General features: G+C 29.7%; 14 protein-coding genes. 3 read left to right on the forward strand and 11 right to left on the reverse strand.

The genetic code is table 11. The features are described from left to right. Positions 1–1,986 (reverse strand): DEAD/DEAH box helicase family protein (locus ACRC28_RS06455; protein ID WP_438542630.1); only part of this gene is annotated, 1,986 nt, incomplete at its 3' end. A 226-nt stretch (positions 1,987–2,212) separates the two neighbouring features. On the opposite strand from ACRC28_RS06455, the gene ACRC28_RS06460 reads away from it, so the two are divergent. Further along, positions 2,213–2,818: a sigma-70 family RNA polymerase sigma factor gene (locus ACRC28_RS06460; RefSeq protein WP_438542631.1), complete on the forward strand. Its 606-nt coding sequence runs from the start codon at positions 2,213–2,215 to the stop codon at positions 2,816–2,818. A gap of 96 nt (positions 2,819–2,914) precedes the next feature. Here ACRC28_RS06460 and grpE read toward each other — a convergent pair whose 3' ends face one another. Further along, positions 2,915–3,448: a nucleotide exchange factor GrpE gene (gene grpE / locus ACRC28_RS06465; RefSeq protein WP_438542632.1), complete on the reverse strand. Its 534-nt coding sequence runs from the start codon at positions 3,446–3,448 to the stop codon at positions 2,915–2,917. Beyond that, positions 3,435–3,902, reverse strand: a complete 468-nt coding sequence (locus ACRC28_RS06470; protein ID WP_438542633.1) for a hypothetical protein — start codon at positions 3,900–3,902, stop codon at positions 3,435–3,437. Before ACRC28_RS06470 ends, grpE begins: the two co-directional genes overlap by 14 nt. Positions 3,903–3,997: 95 nt before the next feature. Between ACRC28_RS06470 and ACRC28_RS06475 the strand changes: the two genes are divergently transcribed. Together ACRC28_RS06475 and ACRC28_RS06480 are read left to right on the forward strand one after the other, a co-directional pair. Further along, positions 3,998–5,425 carry a 3'-5' exonuclease gene (locus ACRC28_RS06475; protein ID WP_438542634.1) on the forward strand — a complete coding sequence of 476 codons (1,428 nt, stop codon included), beginning with the start codon at positions 3,998–4,000 and terminating at the stop codon, positions 5,423–5,425. Positions 5,426–5,470: 45 nt separating this feature from the next. After that, entirely contained in the window at positions 5,471–8,929 is a 3,459-nt protein-coding gene (locus tag ACRC28_RS06480) for a hypothetical protein (protein WP_438542635.1), read from the forward strand. Positions 8,930–9,035: 106 nt separating this feature from the next. Here ACRC28_RS06480 and ACRC28_RS06485 read toward each other — a convergent pair whose 3' ends face one another. The 8 genes from ACRC28_RS06485 to ACRC28_RS06520 all read right to left on the reverse strand — a co-directional run bounded on the left by ACRC28_RS06485 (position 9,036) and on the right by ACRC28_RS06520 (position 17,642). Next, on the reverse strand, positions 9,036–9,419 hold the full coding sequence (locus ACRC28_RS06485; RefSeq protein WP_438542636.1) for a hypothetical protein: 384 nt from the start codon (positions 9,417–9,419) through the stop codon (positions 9,036–9,038). A gap of 1 nt (position 9,420) precedes the next feature. Next, positions 9,421–11,598 carry an Hsp70 family protein gene (locus ACRC28_RS06490; protein ID WP_438542637.1) on the reverse strand — a complete coding sequence of 726 codons (2,178 nt, stop codon included), beginning with the start codon at positions 11,596–11,598 and terminating at the stop codon, positions 9,421–9,423. Between the two features lie 14 nt (positions 11,599–11,612). Further along, on the reverse strand, positions 11,613–12,695 hold the full coding sequence (locus ACRC28_RS06495; RefSeq protein WP_438542638.1) for a hypothetical protein: 1,083 nt from the start codon (positions 12,693–12,695) through the stop codon (positions 11,613–11,615). Then, positions 12,692–13,198, reverse strand: coding sequence for a hypothetical protein (locus tag ACRC28_RS06500; RefSeq protein WP_438542639.1), 507 nt, complete (start codon positions 13,196–13,198; stop codon positions 12,692–12,694). Before ACRC28_RS06500 ends, ACRC28_RS06495 begins: the two co-directional genes overlap by 4 nt. An 829-nt stretch (positions 13,199–14,027) precedes the next feature. After that, positions 14,028–14,360: a hypothetical protein gene (locus ACRC28_RS06505; protein ID WP_438542640.1), complete on the reverse strand. Its 333-nt coding sequence runs from the start codon at positions 14,358–14,360 to the stop codon at positions 14,028–14,030. An 86-nt stretch (positions 14,361–14,446) separates the two neighbouring features. Next, positions 14,447–15,382, reverse strand: coding sequence for a hypothetical protein (locus tag ACRC28_RS06510; protein WP_438542641.1), 936 nt, complete (start codon positions 15,380–15,382; stop codon positions 14,447–14,449). A gap of 507 nt (positions 15,383–15,889) precedes the next feature. Further along, a complete protein-coding gene (locus ACRC28_RS06515; protein ID WP_438542642.1) occupies positions 15,890–16,741 on the reverse strand; it encodes an aldo/keto reductase in 852 nt (283 codons plus the stop codon). A gap of 343 nt (positions 16,742–17,084) precedes the next feature. Next, on the reverse strand, positions 17,085–17,642 hold the full coding sequence (locus tag ACRC28_RS06520) for a GNAT family N-acetyltransferase (RefSeq protein ID WP_438542643.1): 558 nt from the start codon (positions 17,640–17,642) through the stop codon (positions 17,085–17,087). Between the last annotated feature and the right edge of the window lie 227 nt (positions 17,643–17,869).

The following is a 17,869-nucleotide window of genomic DNA, read 5'->3' on the forward strand; positions in this document are numbered from 1 at the left end:
GTAGTTTTTAAATGGGTTATTCTTTTTTGATGTTTTAGCTTTTTTGTATATTTCTTCATCTATACTTTCTATAAACTCTTCTCTACTTGGTCTATGTCCTAAAAATTCTTTTATTTCAATGTATTGATCTTTTACAAAGTCTTTTATTTTTTTGTCTTTGTTTTTCATTTTTTCAAATATATCTATTAATTCAAAGTCAAAGTCTATGATACAGTCTTCTGGATACTTAAATTCATTTGGATTTCCTTTTTCGCTTCCAAATTCTTTTTTTCTCTGTCCTATAAGACTTGGTATCATATCTGCTTTTTTGTAGTTTCCTATAAAGTCTAGTACATTTACATATTCTTTATTTTTATCTAATCTTAGTCCTCTTCCTAATTGCTGCAAGAATACTGTTTGTGATTCTGTTGGTCTTAAAAACATTACCATGTCCAATGATTTTATATCTACACCTTCATTAAACATATCTACTGAGAATATTACTTTTATTTCGCCATCTTTTATTTTTTTTATAGCTTCACTTCTTTCTAATGAGTTTTCCCCATCTGCATTACTGTATACAGCACAAGAGTTTACTCCCTTTTCATTAAAGTATTTTGCCATATATTCTGCATGTTTTTTTGTTGAACAGAACCCTATTGCTCTATCTGATTTATATTTTTTATAATGGTTTAATACAAGGTTGGCACGTTTTTCTATCATTAAATATTTTTCTAGCTCTGATTCCTTGTACTTTCCATTTTTCATTTCTATCTCTTCATAGTTTACGCTATTATCATATATTCCATAATATCTAAAAGGACATAAATAACCTTTATTTATAGCTTCAAAAAGTCTTATTTCATAGGCTACATTGTAGTCAAAAAGCTTGAATACATCTTTGTTATCCATTCTTTCTGGTGTTGCTGTTATTCCTAATACAAATTTAGGCTTAAAGTAGTTTAATATATTTAAATAGTTTTTATTTACTGCATGATGTACTTCATCTATTACAATATAATCGAAGTAATCGCTTTTAAAATATTCTTCATTTAAATACTCTTCTTTTCCTAAAGTGCTAACTGATGCAAAAAGTCCATCCACTTCAGTATCTTTTATTTCACCTTTAAAGAACCCTGTTTTAAAGTCTTTTCTTACAGTAGTAAAGCTATTTCTTGCCTGTGTTAAAAGCTCTTCTCTATGAGCTAAAAATAGTACTTTTTTATATTCAAATGAATCAAAAGCTGCTAAATAAGTCTTTCCAATTCCTGTTGCTGCAACTACAAGTGCCTTGTCAATTTCTTCTTCTCTCATTTTCTTTAGCTCTCTTAAAGCCTCTATTTGTGCACCTCTTGGAGAAAATAAATCTTGTACATTTTCAGTTCCTTCAATCATACTTCTTTGTATTTTAGGCTTCACCCATGATTTAGAATATTTTCTAAGTTCCTCATCATTTAATACTATTGATTCATTTAAGAATAAATCTTCAAATGCAGAACAAAAATAATTGAAATCTTCTTCTTCTCTTTCTTTTCTTATTCTATAATTCCATTCAAGACCTCTAGTTAAAGCTGATAAAGATATATTAGATGAACCTATAAATATTTCCCCACTTCCATCTGCATAATGAAAAATATATGCCTTTGGATGAAATGAACGTGTTGCATCTTTATAAAATCTCATATCACAATCATTTCCTAATATGTCCTTCATAAGATATAAAGCCGATGGTTCTGTTATCCCTAAATAATTTCCTGTAAGAATTCTTATTCTTGCCTTATTATCTCTTGCAATTTCTAAATCCTTCTTTAAAAGTTTTACACCAGTTTCTCTTAAAAAAGCTACTATGATATCAATCCTTGTAGCTTTATTAAAAGATTCTTCCAATCTATTTATTAAAAAGTCCTTATCTCCACCAATTATACAATTACTGTTATAAGAAATATCTTTTTCTTTTATCAATAAAGTTTGGTCTAAAGTATTCTCATTATCATATAAAGTCGCCATACTCCTATTCCTTTCATCTTTTTTATACCTCTATTTTAACATATTCTAACAAAATTTTTCTCTTTTTCTTTACATCAAAAAGCACCTCAAAATTTGAAGTGCTTTTTAATTTATAATCTTATTTTCTTTTTATTTCTAATCTTTTATTATTGACATAACTTTCCAAATATTGTATTCTAAAAGCAGAACATACGTTCTTATTTTTTTAAAAGAAAGGAGATTTTTTATGCAAAATGTTTATGAAAAAAATACTATTGATGATGATGTTATTTTAAGGGCTAAAGAGGGTGATTTAGAAGCTCGTGAGTTTCTTTTAGTAGCTTTTACTCCTCTTATTATTTCTTTAGTTAAGAAGTATAATATTCCTGGTTATACTTTTGATGACTTGGTTCAGCATTGTAATTTAACACTTTTACATGCTCTTAGTTTGTTTAAGTTTTCTGGTTTTTTTCCTTCTTATATTAAAATGGCTTTGTCTAATAATTTGAAGTATTTATGCCGTGGGAATGTACGTCATGGGAATTGTACAAGCTTAGATTCTTTTGTTCCTAATTCTAATGTTACTTATTTAGATGCTTTGCCTGATCCTGCTTTAAGTATTGAAGATGAGATTATCCGCACCGCTTCTTCTAATTCTTTAATGAGTGCTTTAGAGTATTTAGAGCCTGAAGAAAAAAGACTTATTCTTTTTATTTTATCTTCTGATTTAAAGTGTCCTATTGTAGCTTACGCTAGAAAGTATAATTTAGATTATTCTAGATGTAAGTATGTTAAAAAGAAGGCTTTTACCAAGCTTAGAAATATCTTAAAAAACTTTAACCAAAGATATTAATCCTCATAATAAAGAAACACTTCAGTTTTTATTGAAGTGTTTCTTTATGAAGCACTTTATTTACGCCCCCAATTCTTCATTTTTAATTTTAAATTACTAATTAATAACCCCCTTCGTGTTAACAATAACTTCTGCTTTTCTAAGTAGCTTACCTTTATAAAAATATCCTTGCCTTAGCACTTCTAGAATTTGATTTTCATCTTTTTCTAAAATAGTTTTTTCTCCTACTCCCATTTGGAAGTTTTCATTATAAAGCTCCCCAACTTCTCCATTTATGCTTATGTTCATGTTTTCTAGTTCTCTTTTTATAATTTTTTTGCTAAGCCTTGCTCTGTTTCTTATTTTTACATCTAATTCTTCATTATAAATCCAATCTATTCCATCTAAAATTCCTATTATGCCTTTTAAAAGCTTTTCTTCATCTTTACTTAAAATTCTTTCTCTTAGCTTTTCTTTATGGATGTATACTCCTTCTATTTTGTTTAGCTTTTCTTCTACTCTTTTTATATCTTTTTTTAAATCTTTTGTTTTTTCTTTTTCAATGTCTTCTTCACATATTTTTTCCTTTTCTTCATTTATATTTTTCTCTAACCTTTTTATATAGTCTTCAATTTTTCTATCTATCTCCATAAACCTTCTCCATAACATTTTTCTTTAAATTTCTATAAGCTTCTTCAAGACCTTTAAGCTCCATTTTCTCAAGCTTGTAGCACATACTTTCTATTAAAAATATTATTTCAAGCTTCATATCTCTTTTATTTAGAACTTCTATTATTTTTAGTATATCTTCATTTTTCTCTTTAAAATTTTTTAAGTTTACTTCATTTATTATATTTAATATTAAGCTTTCTAACTGCTTTCTATTTTCTTCTTTTTTAAAGTCTGAAATTTCCTCTACTAGCTTTACGTAATTTCCTTTTCTTTTTTCTATAATTTCTAAAGCCTCTTTATATGCTTTGTTTATCTCTATGTATGCTTTTTCATCTATTTCTGGTGGATGATTGTATATTTCTTTATAATATGCTTCTCTAAGCTTTTCTAAATTAGTATCTTCTTTTATTTTTAATCTTTTAAAGCAATTCATCATTTTCTCCTATTTTTTATTCTATATCTAAATATTTATTCATATTATTTAATAAAAATTACTATATAAATTTATAAAGCTAGGAGATGATTAAATTGCCAAAATGTTCTATATGTGGCACTTCAAAAATTTTTTTGAAACTAAATAATGGATTATGTACTGACTGCACTACTCTTTTAAATGAGTGCGAAGATAAATATAAAACCCTTTTAAAAAACACAGTTGACCCATCTTTTAATAAGGATAAACTTATTTTAGAAATTTTAGCCCTTTCTGTAGATGTTAGAAAATTTGATAATCTACACATAGGTACTATTTCAAAGGAAGATTGTGATTCTCTTTTAGAAGTTGTTAAAAATATTGACCCTTCTATTAATGTTTCTACTTCAGATGATAAAGCTAAAATTACTCATTTTGTTGAAAACCCTTTACTAAAAGAACAAACTAAGTTTAATAAAATAGAAGAAACCTTGTCTGCTCCAACTGCATATGATAATACTAAAGTAACTGTATCTGTTTCTAATGAAAATCCAAGTTTAATAAAAGCAGATACCCCTATTGCCTTAACTAATACTATTGTTCCAAGCACAATTATAGATATATTAACCTTGCCAAGTACTAATGCTGAAGCTTCTGATAAAACACTAATAGATTTATCAGAGTCTATTATTTCTGACTTTAATGATGAGCCTTCCCCAGAAGTTTCTACTGCTCCAGCTGTTGATAAAATGCCGTCTTCTACAGTTTCTTTATCTTCAACTGAAAAGTCAGAGATTCTTGAATTTTTAAATATTTTAAATGATAATTTTCTTTCTCTTGATGAGAAAGCTTATGCTTTATTTACTTTAAAGGAAAAATATTTAGATTTGTTCCCTATAAATATTTTAAATTCTCTTTTTGAAATTGATTTTAATCATTTATATGAGGAAACCTTAAGGAAACTATCTCTTGCACTTTCTTGTCCTAAGGATAAAGTTTATTCCCACTATAATTATGTAGCCTTTAGCATTCAAACTACAGGTATAAATATTCATTCAAATTCTGTTATTGAAATTGCTGGAGTACGTGTTAGTTACGGACAAGCTCAGGATACTTTTCATTCTCTTGTAAACCCTCTTCAGTCAATAAGCCTTGCAACTGAAGATAAGACAAAGCTTTCTAATACAGCTTTATCAGAAGCCCAACCCTTAGATGTTGTTCTTCAAGAGTTTGTTAAGTTTTGCAATAATTTAGATTTAGTTACTCATAACGTGAATTTTAATTATAAATTTTTAGACACATACTCTCAAAAGCTTTTTAGAGTACCCTTAGGCTTAGATAATGTTTGCACTGTTAAATTATATAGAACACGCTACAAGCAGTTTCATGGAGAACCTACAAAGGATTGTAGCCTTTTAACTTGTTGCGAAGACCTTTTATCAAAAGAAGACCTCCATTTAATCGAGAATACTTCATCAATAGCCTTATCTTCAGCTATTGGAACCTTTAAGCTTTATGAGATTATAAAAACTAGATATAAATAAGCCTTAAATATTCACTACACAAAAAATTAAAAAGGAGGAAAATTTATGCCATTAAGTTCTACTGATTTAAATATAACCTTTTCCAAGATAACAGGGGAATCTATCCCCTCTTGTGTTGTTGGAAAAACTGCTCAATTTAAGTTATCAATTAAAAATCTTAACTTAACTGACCCTATATATAACTTAAATTGCTTTTTAAAGCTTCCTGATGGGATGAGCTTCACTACCGCCTCTGTTATAAGCAATAGTATTGATGTAGATTCTTCTTTCAATACTAATGTGTCTTTTTTTAACTTAACGGATCTATATCCAAACAGTCAAAGCTTTGATTTAATTTTAACTCTTAAAATTGATAATAATTTTAAGTCTAATAATAGTTTAGTTCCATACAACTATCTTTTTTCAAACATCTCTATATTAATTAAAGGAGATAGTAAACCACGTGGAACATTTGATTCTGGAAATACTGTAATTTCTAAAACTTCCTATACAACTATAACCTCTATAAGATATAGTGCTAAAATAACCTATCCTGGGAAAACCTTAAAAGGTGCTGGAACTACAAGCTCTGAAAATGCTACAAACCCTTTTACAATTTCAATTCAAATAGAAAATACAGAAAGAGAAAGTTCAAACCTTTCCTTTATTTTAAATTTAGCTAATGGAATTAGATATTTAGGAGCCTTTTCTTCAACTGGTAGTAACGCTTCAAACTTTACAAATCCTATTATAACTACGCCAACTTCTGTTACTAATATAACCTCTCTTTCTTTAAATAATAAAACTCTTTCAGCTAATGGAATTGTAACGCTTTCCTTCCAAGCTGCTATTTATGATAAATATACCTTAAACGGTATTGAAAATTCAGGCTCTCTTATAGAAGAAAATGCTAGCCTTTTATCAACCTTTAATCTTACAGGCAGTCTGTCTTCTTATTACACTGAATTTTCTATTCAATCTTCTAGTGTAATAATAAACCATTCTTGTAGTAGTAATTATACTGATGTAAATTCAGTAAATGAATATATTCTAACTTATGTTATATCAGAGTATTCAAGTATTTCTGATGCTATTTTTACTTTTAGTATTCCTAATGGTATGAGTTATATAAGCTCCACCCTCACTCCAAACTCTACCACCATAGTAGATTTAAATACTATATTAACCTTTAATTATTCTTCTCTTTCTCAAAATAGTGAAGGCTTTATAAAGGTTTATACTACAACTGAAAATGAATATGCCTTATCAGAAGGTGAGATAGACACTAAATATGTTTATTCTACAGATATTTTTACTACTGCCTTTACCTTTAATGGTGGTATAATCTCTTCTTCTGAAAATGCTTCTTTAAGCTCTTTAGTTTCAATTACTTGCGAGCCACCTCTATTAACTACAGATGTTGTAGCATATTTAAATAGTGATTCTAGTATAAAATCTTATGATGCTGCCTCTACTGGAGATTATATTAGATTTAACCTTCACTACAATGCAAATACTGTTTCTGCTAAACAAAAGGATGTATTAATTTTTGATTATCCACCACTTAATCTTTCAGTATTAACAGTAAAAAATATTCAAATTACAGGTGATTTTCCCTCTTCAGGAACTTATGTAACTATTCCTGATAATGGAACTAAAATCTTAGTTGGTAATTTAGATGGCGGTGTAGAATTTGAATTTAAATTTGACCTTTTAGTTGGACCTGAATTTAATGATGGATTTTTATATAATTTAGCTAAATGTTCTTTAGTAAACTCTCAAAACCAATCTTATTCTACAAGAGATTCCTCACTCTTAAACTTTGGAATACCTCACATTCACTTAGCTAATACAGTTCCAAACTCTAAATGTCTTAAATATACAGATACTTTAGCTTATGAAATTGTAATTTCAAACGACTCTGCTGATGATACTAATATTTTAGTAGATGGTTATAACTTAAAGGTGCTTTCCACAATACCATCCTTATTCACCTTTAACAACTTAAATCTTTCTTCATCCCTTGGTAGTACTATAGCTTACAATGTTACTAATAACATTTTAAATATATCAATACCAAAGCTTCCGCCTTATGAAGTTTTGACTATTACAAATAATTTAACTATAGATACAGTTCCAATCTTAGGCATGGATTATGATTTAACTCTTTCTTGCAGTAATGGTACAAGCCAACAAGCTCTAGATTCCTATATATATTCATTTAATGAATTCCCATTAAATGCTTTACTAACCTTAACTGCTTGTAAGCCAACCCTTACAAAAACTTATGTTAATAGCACTGTTAGACTTTTTGAAGAATTTTCTGTTTTTATAACTGTAACCTTCCCAAGAGGTTGTTTATGTTATAACGCTAAAATTAAGGATTCCTTAAATTCAACAAACTCATCAAATGTTCATGATGTTTATTTAAATGGAACTCCTACCATACCAGTAATTTCTACAAATAACTTTAATCTTCCTTTAGGTGATACTATAGATTCATCCTTAAATACTGTATCTTATACCTTAACTTATAAAGACAAGATAGTATCAGCAAACTTAGTAAATTATGAAAAGTCTTCAACTGTAACAACTTCAATAGATTGGAGTGATGTTTTATATGCACCTGAAAATTACGCTAAATCTTTAAATCGCACTCTTTTAATTGTAGCACCTGGACTTATCTTAAATAAATTTCAAGCTAACCCAACTGAAGGCTTCAATTTAAGTAAGTTCCCTATATTTTCAAGCTATTTAGATACAATTACTTACTCTATTGTAGTTTCTAATATAGGTAAATCATCTGCATATAATGTAAATATTGTGGATACTCTTCCAAGCTATTTAACCTTTGTAAATATGGATTTCACTGGCAGCTTTGATAATACCTCAAATAAATATTCACTAAATCTTGCTGAATTAACTAAAGACTCAACCCTTACAGTTACTCTAAATTCATTTTTAAACCAAACACTTCCAAGCCTTGGAATGGACAATATAGCTTATAGCAATTATAGTAATTTAAACAATTCAGACACTTTAACAACTGAAACCTTAAGTAATGTGGTAATAGCATATCCAGAGGCTTCAATGGAAATCCTATCTAAATATCAAAGAAATTTAACTACAGAAGGTATTTTCACAAAAAATATGATAAAATGCTCTAGCACAAATATTGTTGAATATAAGCTAATAATAAAAAATGATACAAATAAAGAAATGCAAAATATTCATATAACAGATATCTTCTCATCTAAATTTAATTTTTATGATAGTGACACACTTCCACTTGGTAATTTTTCTGTAGATAATAATATTTTAAGTATAAGCATTCCTTCAATGAATCCTAGTACTACAATTACCTTTATCTATAGAATAATCCTTCTCTCTCCATTTGTAGGAATAGAAAGTTCTGTAGCTACAGGAGAGTTTAATTATGAAGATGATATAACTGTCTTTGAATGTTCCTCAAGTCCATTATTAATAAAGCTTTCAAACCCTGGACGTGGATTTTCTTTTTACTAAAAAGTATAATGGAGAGGCTATCAAACAAAAGATAGCCTCTCCATTATGTCTTATACTTTATTTTCATTAAATAATATTCTAAATACTAAAAATATTCTTTTTCTATCTAGTTAAATAACATCTTTCTAAATCTATAAAAAATACTATTCCTTCTTTTAAGATTTTTTTCTAATTCTAATAATTCACAAGCTTTATTTTCTAATAAAATTTCCTCTAACACCTTCAATGCCTTTTTATTTTCATTTTCTTTTAAATACTCTAAAAGAACCTTACTTTTTTGGTACTGACTTTCCTTATTCTTATAATATCTTTCTTCTAAAGTCTTCCTCTTTTCTTTTTCCATAAACTTTAGTACTTCTTTTCCTTCTCCATACTTCTGAAGCTTATATTTAATAAAAAATAAAACTTCCACCTCTTCATCCCTTAATCTTTTATATTTAAGAGTTGTATCTAAATAAATTTCTAAATTTTTCATTTTATTTATATCCATACTACTCTACTCCTATAAGCTTTAATATCTTAAACTCAATTTCTCTACATTCCTTAAACTTCTCAGCCTTCACAACTCCTAAAAGGTCTTGTAATAAAAGCTTAACCTGCTCTTGCACCTTTCCCTCATAACTTTCCATATTTGTATTTACATAGCTTACAAGATTATACACCTCTCCAAATATATTTGAATAATCCTCATCATCTTCAAAGTCTTCCTCAGTATTTTCTTCATCCCCATTATCTATACTGCCCTTAGCTTCCTCTAAATCAACAGTTTCTTCTTCTTCTCTCTGTTCATCTTCATCATCAACCTCCTGTACCCTTTCTCTATCCTCTATTTCTTCTATTTCGTGTATTTCTTTTATCTCTTCTATCTCTTCTATCTCTTCTATCTCTTCTATCTCTTCTATCTCTTCTATCTCTTCTATCTCTTCTATCTCTTCTATCTCTTCTCTTTGTTCTACCCCTTCTACTTCCATCTCTTCTCTTTGTCCTATTACTTCTATCTTTTCTATCTCTTCTGTCTCTTCTGTCGCTTCTATCTCTTCTGTCTCTTCTATTTTTTCTGGTTCTCCTCTGAATTCTTCACCCTTTATCTCTTTCTCATAAACCTCTTCATCAGTCTTAGCTCTAGTTTCCACCATAACTTCATCTAAATCTATATCATCAACATTTATATCATCAGCCTCTATATCCTCTAATATATTTCTCTCTATATGTTCACTTTCCTCTAATAGCTGTCCATCCTTAAATCTTCTCTTTTCCATTTCTCCTGTACTAGCTATCCTTATCTCTGCATTTAAAATTCCATCTAAATCATATCTAAACTTTACTTCAACTACTTCTTTCCCTCTCTTATTTTTAGGAATTTTTTTCATCTCTATTCTATCTATAAATACATTGTCTTTTACTAAGCTTTTTTCACCTTGATAAATATTTATATACACCTCATCTTGATTGTCCTCAACCGTTTTATAATATTTTATTTCTTCTGCTGGAAGCTTTGTATCCCTTTCTATTATGGGGTCAAACACTCCCCCTAAAACCTCTACTCCTAAAGTATGATTTGCTGTATCAATCACCACAATATTTTTTTCTATCCTCTTACTTTTTATAGCACTTTGAATAGCAGCCCCCTTAGCAACTGCTTCCTCTGGGTTTACTCCCTTAACTATCTTCTTTTCTCCAAACCTTCTTTTAAAAAGCTCTTTTATAGCTACTATCCTTGTACTTCCACCAACTAAAATTATTTTATCTATATCCTCTTCCTTAAGCTTAGCTGATTTCAAGGCTTCATCAACAAGCTCCTCAGCTTCATTTATTATCTTCTTTATTAATTCATCAAACTGCTCTCTTTTAATAGTGCACTCTATATCAATTAAATCTCCATTTTCATCCTTATCAATCCCTGGAATTACAATATCCCACTCCTTGTAAAAGGCAAGATTCTTCTTACACTCCTCACTTGCCCTTTTAAGCATTGAAAGAGCTCTCAAATTTTTAGTATCTATCCTCTTTCCAGTTTCTTTTTCTACCCTTTTTATAATATATTTCATAAGAAGCTTGTCTATATCTTTTCCTCCAAGAGTCTTCCCACGGCTTACACGTACATCAATAACCCTATTCACAATCTCAAGTATCGATATATCCAAAGTTCCACCACCAAAATCAAACACCAATGCTTTTAAATCAGTCTTTTCTTTGTCAATTCCATAAGCTATAGCAGCTGCTGTTGGCTCATTTATTATCCTCTTCACCTCAAGACCTGCAAGCCTTCCAGCCTCCTTAGTATCCCTTCTTCCCTTATTATTAAAATTTGCAGGAACAGTTATAACAGCCTCATTTATCTCTTCACCTAAATAAAACTCTGCTACCTCCTTCATTTTCTTCAATATCATACTAGAAATTTCAACTGGTGTATAAACCTTCTTATCAACCTTTAGCTTTACATCCTCTCCCATAAATCTCTTTACCTCTGAGATAACCTTATCAGCCTTTAATATCATCTGATTTTTAGCCTTTTCACCAACTACCACATTTCCCCTATCAATCAAAACTATTGACGGTACAATACAGCTTTCCCCCTCCTCTATATTCCTTATTATCTGAGCCTTACCCTCTTTAAAAACTGCAATCTCTGATGTTGTTGTTCCTAAATCTATCCCTATATAAGCCATAACTTTGTCCCTCCTTAAATTTCTTTCCCCTTTATCATTTTTATTTTTATTTTTAAATATTCCTCGCAAAGCTCTAACGCCTCTTCCTCATCTACATAAGATGAAATAATATTCAAAAGCCCTTCCTTCTCTAAGGCTATTATATTTATCTTTTCCTCATAAACCTTAAATTCACCTCTAACAACTATGTTCCACAAATTATTTATAGTATATTTAAACCTACTATAAATTCTTCTCTCACTTTCATTTTGAAGAAAGTATTTAATATATCCTAAAGTGCCCCCACTTAAAGCCTTTCCCCTCCTTGTTTGAGTCCCTATCTTTACCTCCTCAGTTCTAAGAACATAAATCCCTCTCTTAAACTCCTTATCTCTTTTATTAAGTAACTCTAAAATTTTCTTGTTTTGACTTACACGAAATAAATCTAATTTTCTTACATCTTCCTTATCTAAACAAACTAATAAACTCTCTAACTCAAAAAAGTCCTCCTTAAAATTCCCTCCATCAATGCACTTAATAATGTTTTCAATCCCCACACCCTCCATAGGTGCAAAGCTTCTATAAGTAATCACATTTTTTATATTATTTCCATAAAGAATTTCATAAACAACTTCAATATAATTCATAGAACACATATCCAAAATTAAATATTCAATTTTTCTCTTATTTAAAATATTTGCTAAATTATAAGTATTTATTGAAAAAGGAACAGCCTCCTTCATATCTAAAAGTGCTTGAAACGGACCCCCATGTCCACTAATTGCCACAACATTAAAATCCTCATCCCTCATATACACCCTTAAAAATTTTTCTACATCAATATACTCAATCTCTCTTCCAAAAACCTCTTCCCTTACAGAAAAATTCTCAAACCCAAGCTTTTTTACTCTTCCTTCCCTTATCTCATAGACACCTCTATAAAACTCCAGCCTTTCTCCATTTGCCCATATATTAAGATAATCACAATCCTCAATTTTAAATATACAATAACCCTCTAAATAGGGTCTTTCAGACATAAACTTCAAAAACAAATTTAAATTATCCAAAATAGAGTTATATAAATCATTACTTCCATTTAATATATAAAATATCTTCATATATTATTTCCCTTTAAAAATATAGGAATGCAAGACACCTCTTCCTCCTCGTAAATAGCCTCCACCCCTATCTCTTCTTTATTTCCACTATCCTTCCATCTATTTTCATAAAGCTCCCCATCACACTCATCTACATCCTCTTCTTCCCTTTTTTCATCTAAACTCTTCTTCATCTCTAAAACATTCTCAAGCTTCATTTGAAGAAAAGTTTGACTTCTAAAAACTGTTTTCATAGTATTATTTATAGACTCATTAACCTTAAAAATATACTCCAAATCCTCACGAACACCCTTCTTATAGCCTGTACACATGCTACATTCATAACACTTCTTTGCCTTCTCCTCCAAAGTCTTCAAAACATACTGAAGCTTCTCCCCCTCAGCATTAATAATATGACTAAGCCCAAGCTCCTCCATAGCAATAGAATTAAGAAGAAGCTTCACACTATCCTCCATATCCAAATTAATCTCAGGCTTCACATCAGGTATATTAGGCATAGACATCAAAATCACCTCCAATCATCAATTCTAATTAACTCCAATCATCAATTCTAATTAACTCCAATCATCAATTCTAATTAACAGCAACAATCTTCTATAACAGTCTCTACACTTCCACCTCATAACTCTCTTTTCAAAAAAAGCAACAATTTTCTATAACAGTTCCTACACTTCCAAACCATCTCTAGTAAAATCCCCTCCCTCAAAAAATCCACCTTCACTTCTTCCCAACCTCTTCCTCTTCATCCATCCTCATCTCGCCCCTTCAAAAGAGCAACAATTTTCTATAACAGTCTCTACCCTCCAAACCATCTATACTAAAATCCCCTCCCTCAAAAAAATTCACCTACACTTCTCCCAACCTCTTCCTTTTCATCCATCGTCATCTCCCCCCTTTCAAAAGAGCAACAATTTTCTATAACAGTTTCTACGCTTCCAAACCATCTATAATAAAATTCCCTCCCTCAAAAAAATTCACCTACACTTCTCCCAACCTCTTCCTTTTCATCCATCGTCATCTCCCCCTTTTCAAAAGAGCAACAATTTTCTATAACAGTTTCTACGCTTCCAAACCATCTATAATAAAATCCCTTCCCTCAAAAAAATTCACCTACACTTCTCCAAACATCTCACCTCTTCCTCAATAGCAACAATTTCCTATAACAGTCTCTACACCTCCAAGAATCTCTTGCTATTCCCCTAATTCTTAATTCTTAATTATACTTATATTCAACTAACTAAAATTAAATAACTAAAAATAAACAGTATAGAAGCAAACTCCCCCCATACTGTTATTTTGCAAAATCAATCAACTTTTTAAATTTAAAATCTCCTAAGGAATTGTAGTAGGATCAACTAAAGTCATTGCATCTTCAAGTTTTAATTGTAATAATAATTGGTTTCTTAAGACATCTTTTAAAGAATTACTAACAGATTTATTAACTTCTAAAACTTTATCAATAGTTACACCTTCTGGAGCTGGAATTGCATTTCCATCTGCATCAACTAATGTACCTAATACGTATTGAATTTTTTCTCCCTCTGCATTTATGATATGGCTAAGACCGATTTCTTCCATACCTATAGAGAATAAAAGTAAATTAACAGCATCTTGTTTATTAACCGTAACCTGAGGATTCATATCCGGAATTTTTGGTAATGACATAATTTAAACACTCCTTCTTATCTTTTATAATTTAGCTTATTGCATAATATATCTTATTCTTTTCTTTAAAAAGTGCTACACCTTTTTCAAATTTTTATTATCTTTATATTTCCTACACCACCAAACTCTTGAATTAATAACCCCTTTCCAAGTAAACATAAAGCTATTTTACTACCCTTTTTGCATTTTATGATTACTTTTCCTACATATCCATGTTCATCAAAAGTAGTTCTAACAAAGCTATAATCAAGTTCCATGGAATCAACCTTCAAAAACATATATCCCTCAGATTCACTCCGTATATTCAAAAAATAATCAACACTATATACGCCCTCACTTAAAATCTCAATCTCATACTTATTCTCACAAACAAGAACATCTCTACTTTCGATAACCTTCGACCACTTAATAGCTCTATAATTCTTTATAGCTACAGTTTCAACTTCATCACTAATAAAAAAACCATATACTGACCTCTCATACCTATCTAAAGCAATCTTAGGAGACTTATTCACCTTTTCACATTCAAATTTTAAATAAGGAACCCTTCTTTCATCTTTACAAAAACTAACAAGACCTCTAGCACCAAGACCTAAAATAGTAAAGCCAATCCTTTCCTCAGAAAAGAAAAACTTCTTCAAATGAGTTACATCAAACTTTACAAACTTCCCCTCAAAATCCTTCTTCAAATTATACATAGCATAACTTTGATTAAATTTAGGAAAGTTAGAAAAGTTAATTCCATCCAAATCAAAAACCTCAATGTTTCTACAAATCTCAATACCATACTCATTAACATTACTCTCAAACTGAGCCTCTCCTAAATACAAATTCAGCTCAATCTTCAACACATTATCCTCATCAATACAACACTGTATTATTTTAAAAGTATCAATCTCCAAAATCCCTCTATACTCATCAAACCCATTTCTACCAACAAGCAATATTGACTCATCAACAACTCCCTCTTCTCTACTATAAAAATATGTACTTTTAAAAACCTCCTCCTTAAAAATCTCCATAACAATCAAAACTCCCACTCAAACTTATTACTCACAACAAAAAATTTTTCCTATTACTATACTATTCACCAAATACACAAAATAGACTTTAAATCATTAATAGTGAAGAACATAAAAATCAAATTATCAAAGCCACTCCATTTTTCCTTCCTCCATAACCCTCACTTCTCTTCCCAAACTTCCTCCCAAACTTCCTTCCCCTGAGCTTCCCTTTACTAGCAACAATTTTATATAACAGTCCTTAACATCTCCAATACTCTACTTTCCCTCTCACTCCAAAACCTCTTCACCTCTCTAAACTGCTCCCTAAATAGCAACAATCCCCTATAACATTCTCTACACTTTTTCTTTCCTCTCACTCCAGAGCTCTTCACTTCTGCAAACCTCTCTCTAACCAGCAACAAATTTATATAACAGTCTCTACACTTCTTAATCTTTAACTTTTCCTCTTAAAATTCATACAAAAAAGCCTAAGAAAATTTCTTTTCCTAGACTAAAATCTTTTAATTAAACATTTCTAACTAGTTTTGCTAAATATTCTACTGCTTCAGGATCATCATGATTAAAGAAAGAACTTTCCTTTTTATCCATTTTTGAAATTATAGTCATTTCTTCTTCTGAAAGCTTAAAATCAAATACATTGATATTTTCTTCCATTCTTTCTTTTTTAACTGATTTAGCTAAAACAACTATGTTTCTTTGTATTAACCAACGTAAAATTACCTGAGCTATTGATTTGTTATATTTATCTCCTATTTCTTTTAAAATTGGATTTTCAAACATATTATTTCTACCTTCTGCAAATGGTGCCCATGCTTCATGTTGAATAGAGTATTTTTCCATTACTTCATTCCCTTTAATTTGTTGAGTAAATACATTTGTTTCAACTTGATTAATAGCAGGAGTAATTTCATTAAATAAAGTTAGATCAACTAAACGATCTGGTGAAAAATTACTAACTCCAGTTGCCTTTATCTTACCCTCTTTATATAACTCTTCCATAGCTCTATATGAACCATAGTAATCCCCTAATGGTTGATGAATTAAAACTAAATCCAAATAATCTAGCTGTAATTTCTTCAATGATTCTTTTATAGATTCCTTAGTTTTCTCATATCCAGCATTACTAATCCATATTTTTGTAGTAATAAACAACTCTTCTCTTGGAACTAAAGTTTTCTTTAAAGCATTTCCAACAGCTTCTTCATTATAATAAGATTGTGCCGTATCAATTAAGCGATATCCACTATCTATTGCATCTAAAACTGCCTCCTCACACTCCTGTGCATCTGGAATTTGAAAAACTCCAAACCCCATTATTGGCATTTTAACCCCATTATTTAATATTACATATTCCATCTTTCTACCTCCTAAAATTACATCATCTATTTTTTATTTTTATCTAACTGCTCTTTCTCATATTTAAGAATATGGTCTTCATATACATCAATCTTATGATTTAAGTATCCAAGTGTCTCTTCCATACCCCTAATTCTTTTTTCTAGTTCTTCCTTTTGATCAATTAATATTTGTTTTCTTCTCTACTTATATAATAAACCTTGGAGCTAACTCCAATGCAACACTTTTTTCAAAAGCAACAATTTAGTATAACAGTCTCTACACTTTTCTTACTTTAAACTCACCCTCCTCAAATTTCAGATAAAAAAAGCCTAGAAAAATTTCTTTTCCTAGACTAAAATCTTTAAACTAAATTTTTATTTAAAATTGCTCTCATAAGACCTGAATACTTAAGCTTTTCAAGTTCTTTAACATATCCATTGTTTAAGAATGTATTTAAACTATGTGGATTCTTTGGTGATACAGTTGCCATTATTCTTTCCATTCCATCCTCAATAGCTAAATTCTCAATCATTCTGCAAATAATATTTTGAAGTTTATTTCCTCTATAATCTTTGTGTACAACAGTAGATTCAATTTGAGCTGTCTTTAAAAGGTCTTCTTCACCTAAGTTTATGTCATGTCCATAATTATGTTCATCTAAACCATATTTTATGTAAACACCCATTCCAACAAGTTCATCATTCTCATTAAAGCATCCAATAATCTTTCCTGTATTATCTATAATATCTTCAAAATACTCTCTATCAGAACAAGAATAAAGGTCAGAATCATCAAGCCACTCCATTATCTTATCTTGAAGCTCTAAAACCTTATCTAAATCTTCAGTTCCTAAAAATCTTAAATTACAAACCTCTTCTAAATTAAGTTCTTTATTCTCTAACTTTATATCAATATTCATAAAAACACTCCCTATCCTTCACAAAGCTTTATCTTTAGTGAATCTTATTTACAACATTATAACCTAAATAATCAAGAATTCAAAATGCATTATTTTCTAGTCTTTAGAAAAACCGAATTGACTTAGCCAATTCGGTTTTTCTTAATTTTCTAAATTCTTAATTCTTAACTAATTACACGCAATAAGCATTTCTCTAAGCACTTTACATGCAACTGCTGTAGATGTTC

This window comes from Clostridium sp., assembly GCF_051650885.1.
Classification (GTDB): domain Bacteria; phylum Bacillota; class Clostridia; order Clostridiales; family Clostridiaceae; genus Clostridium.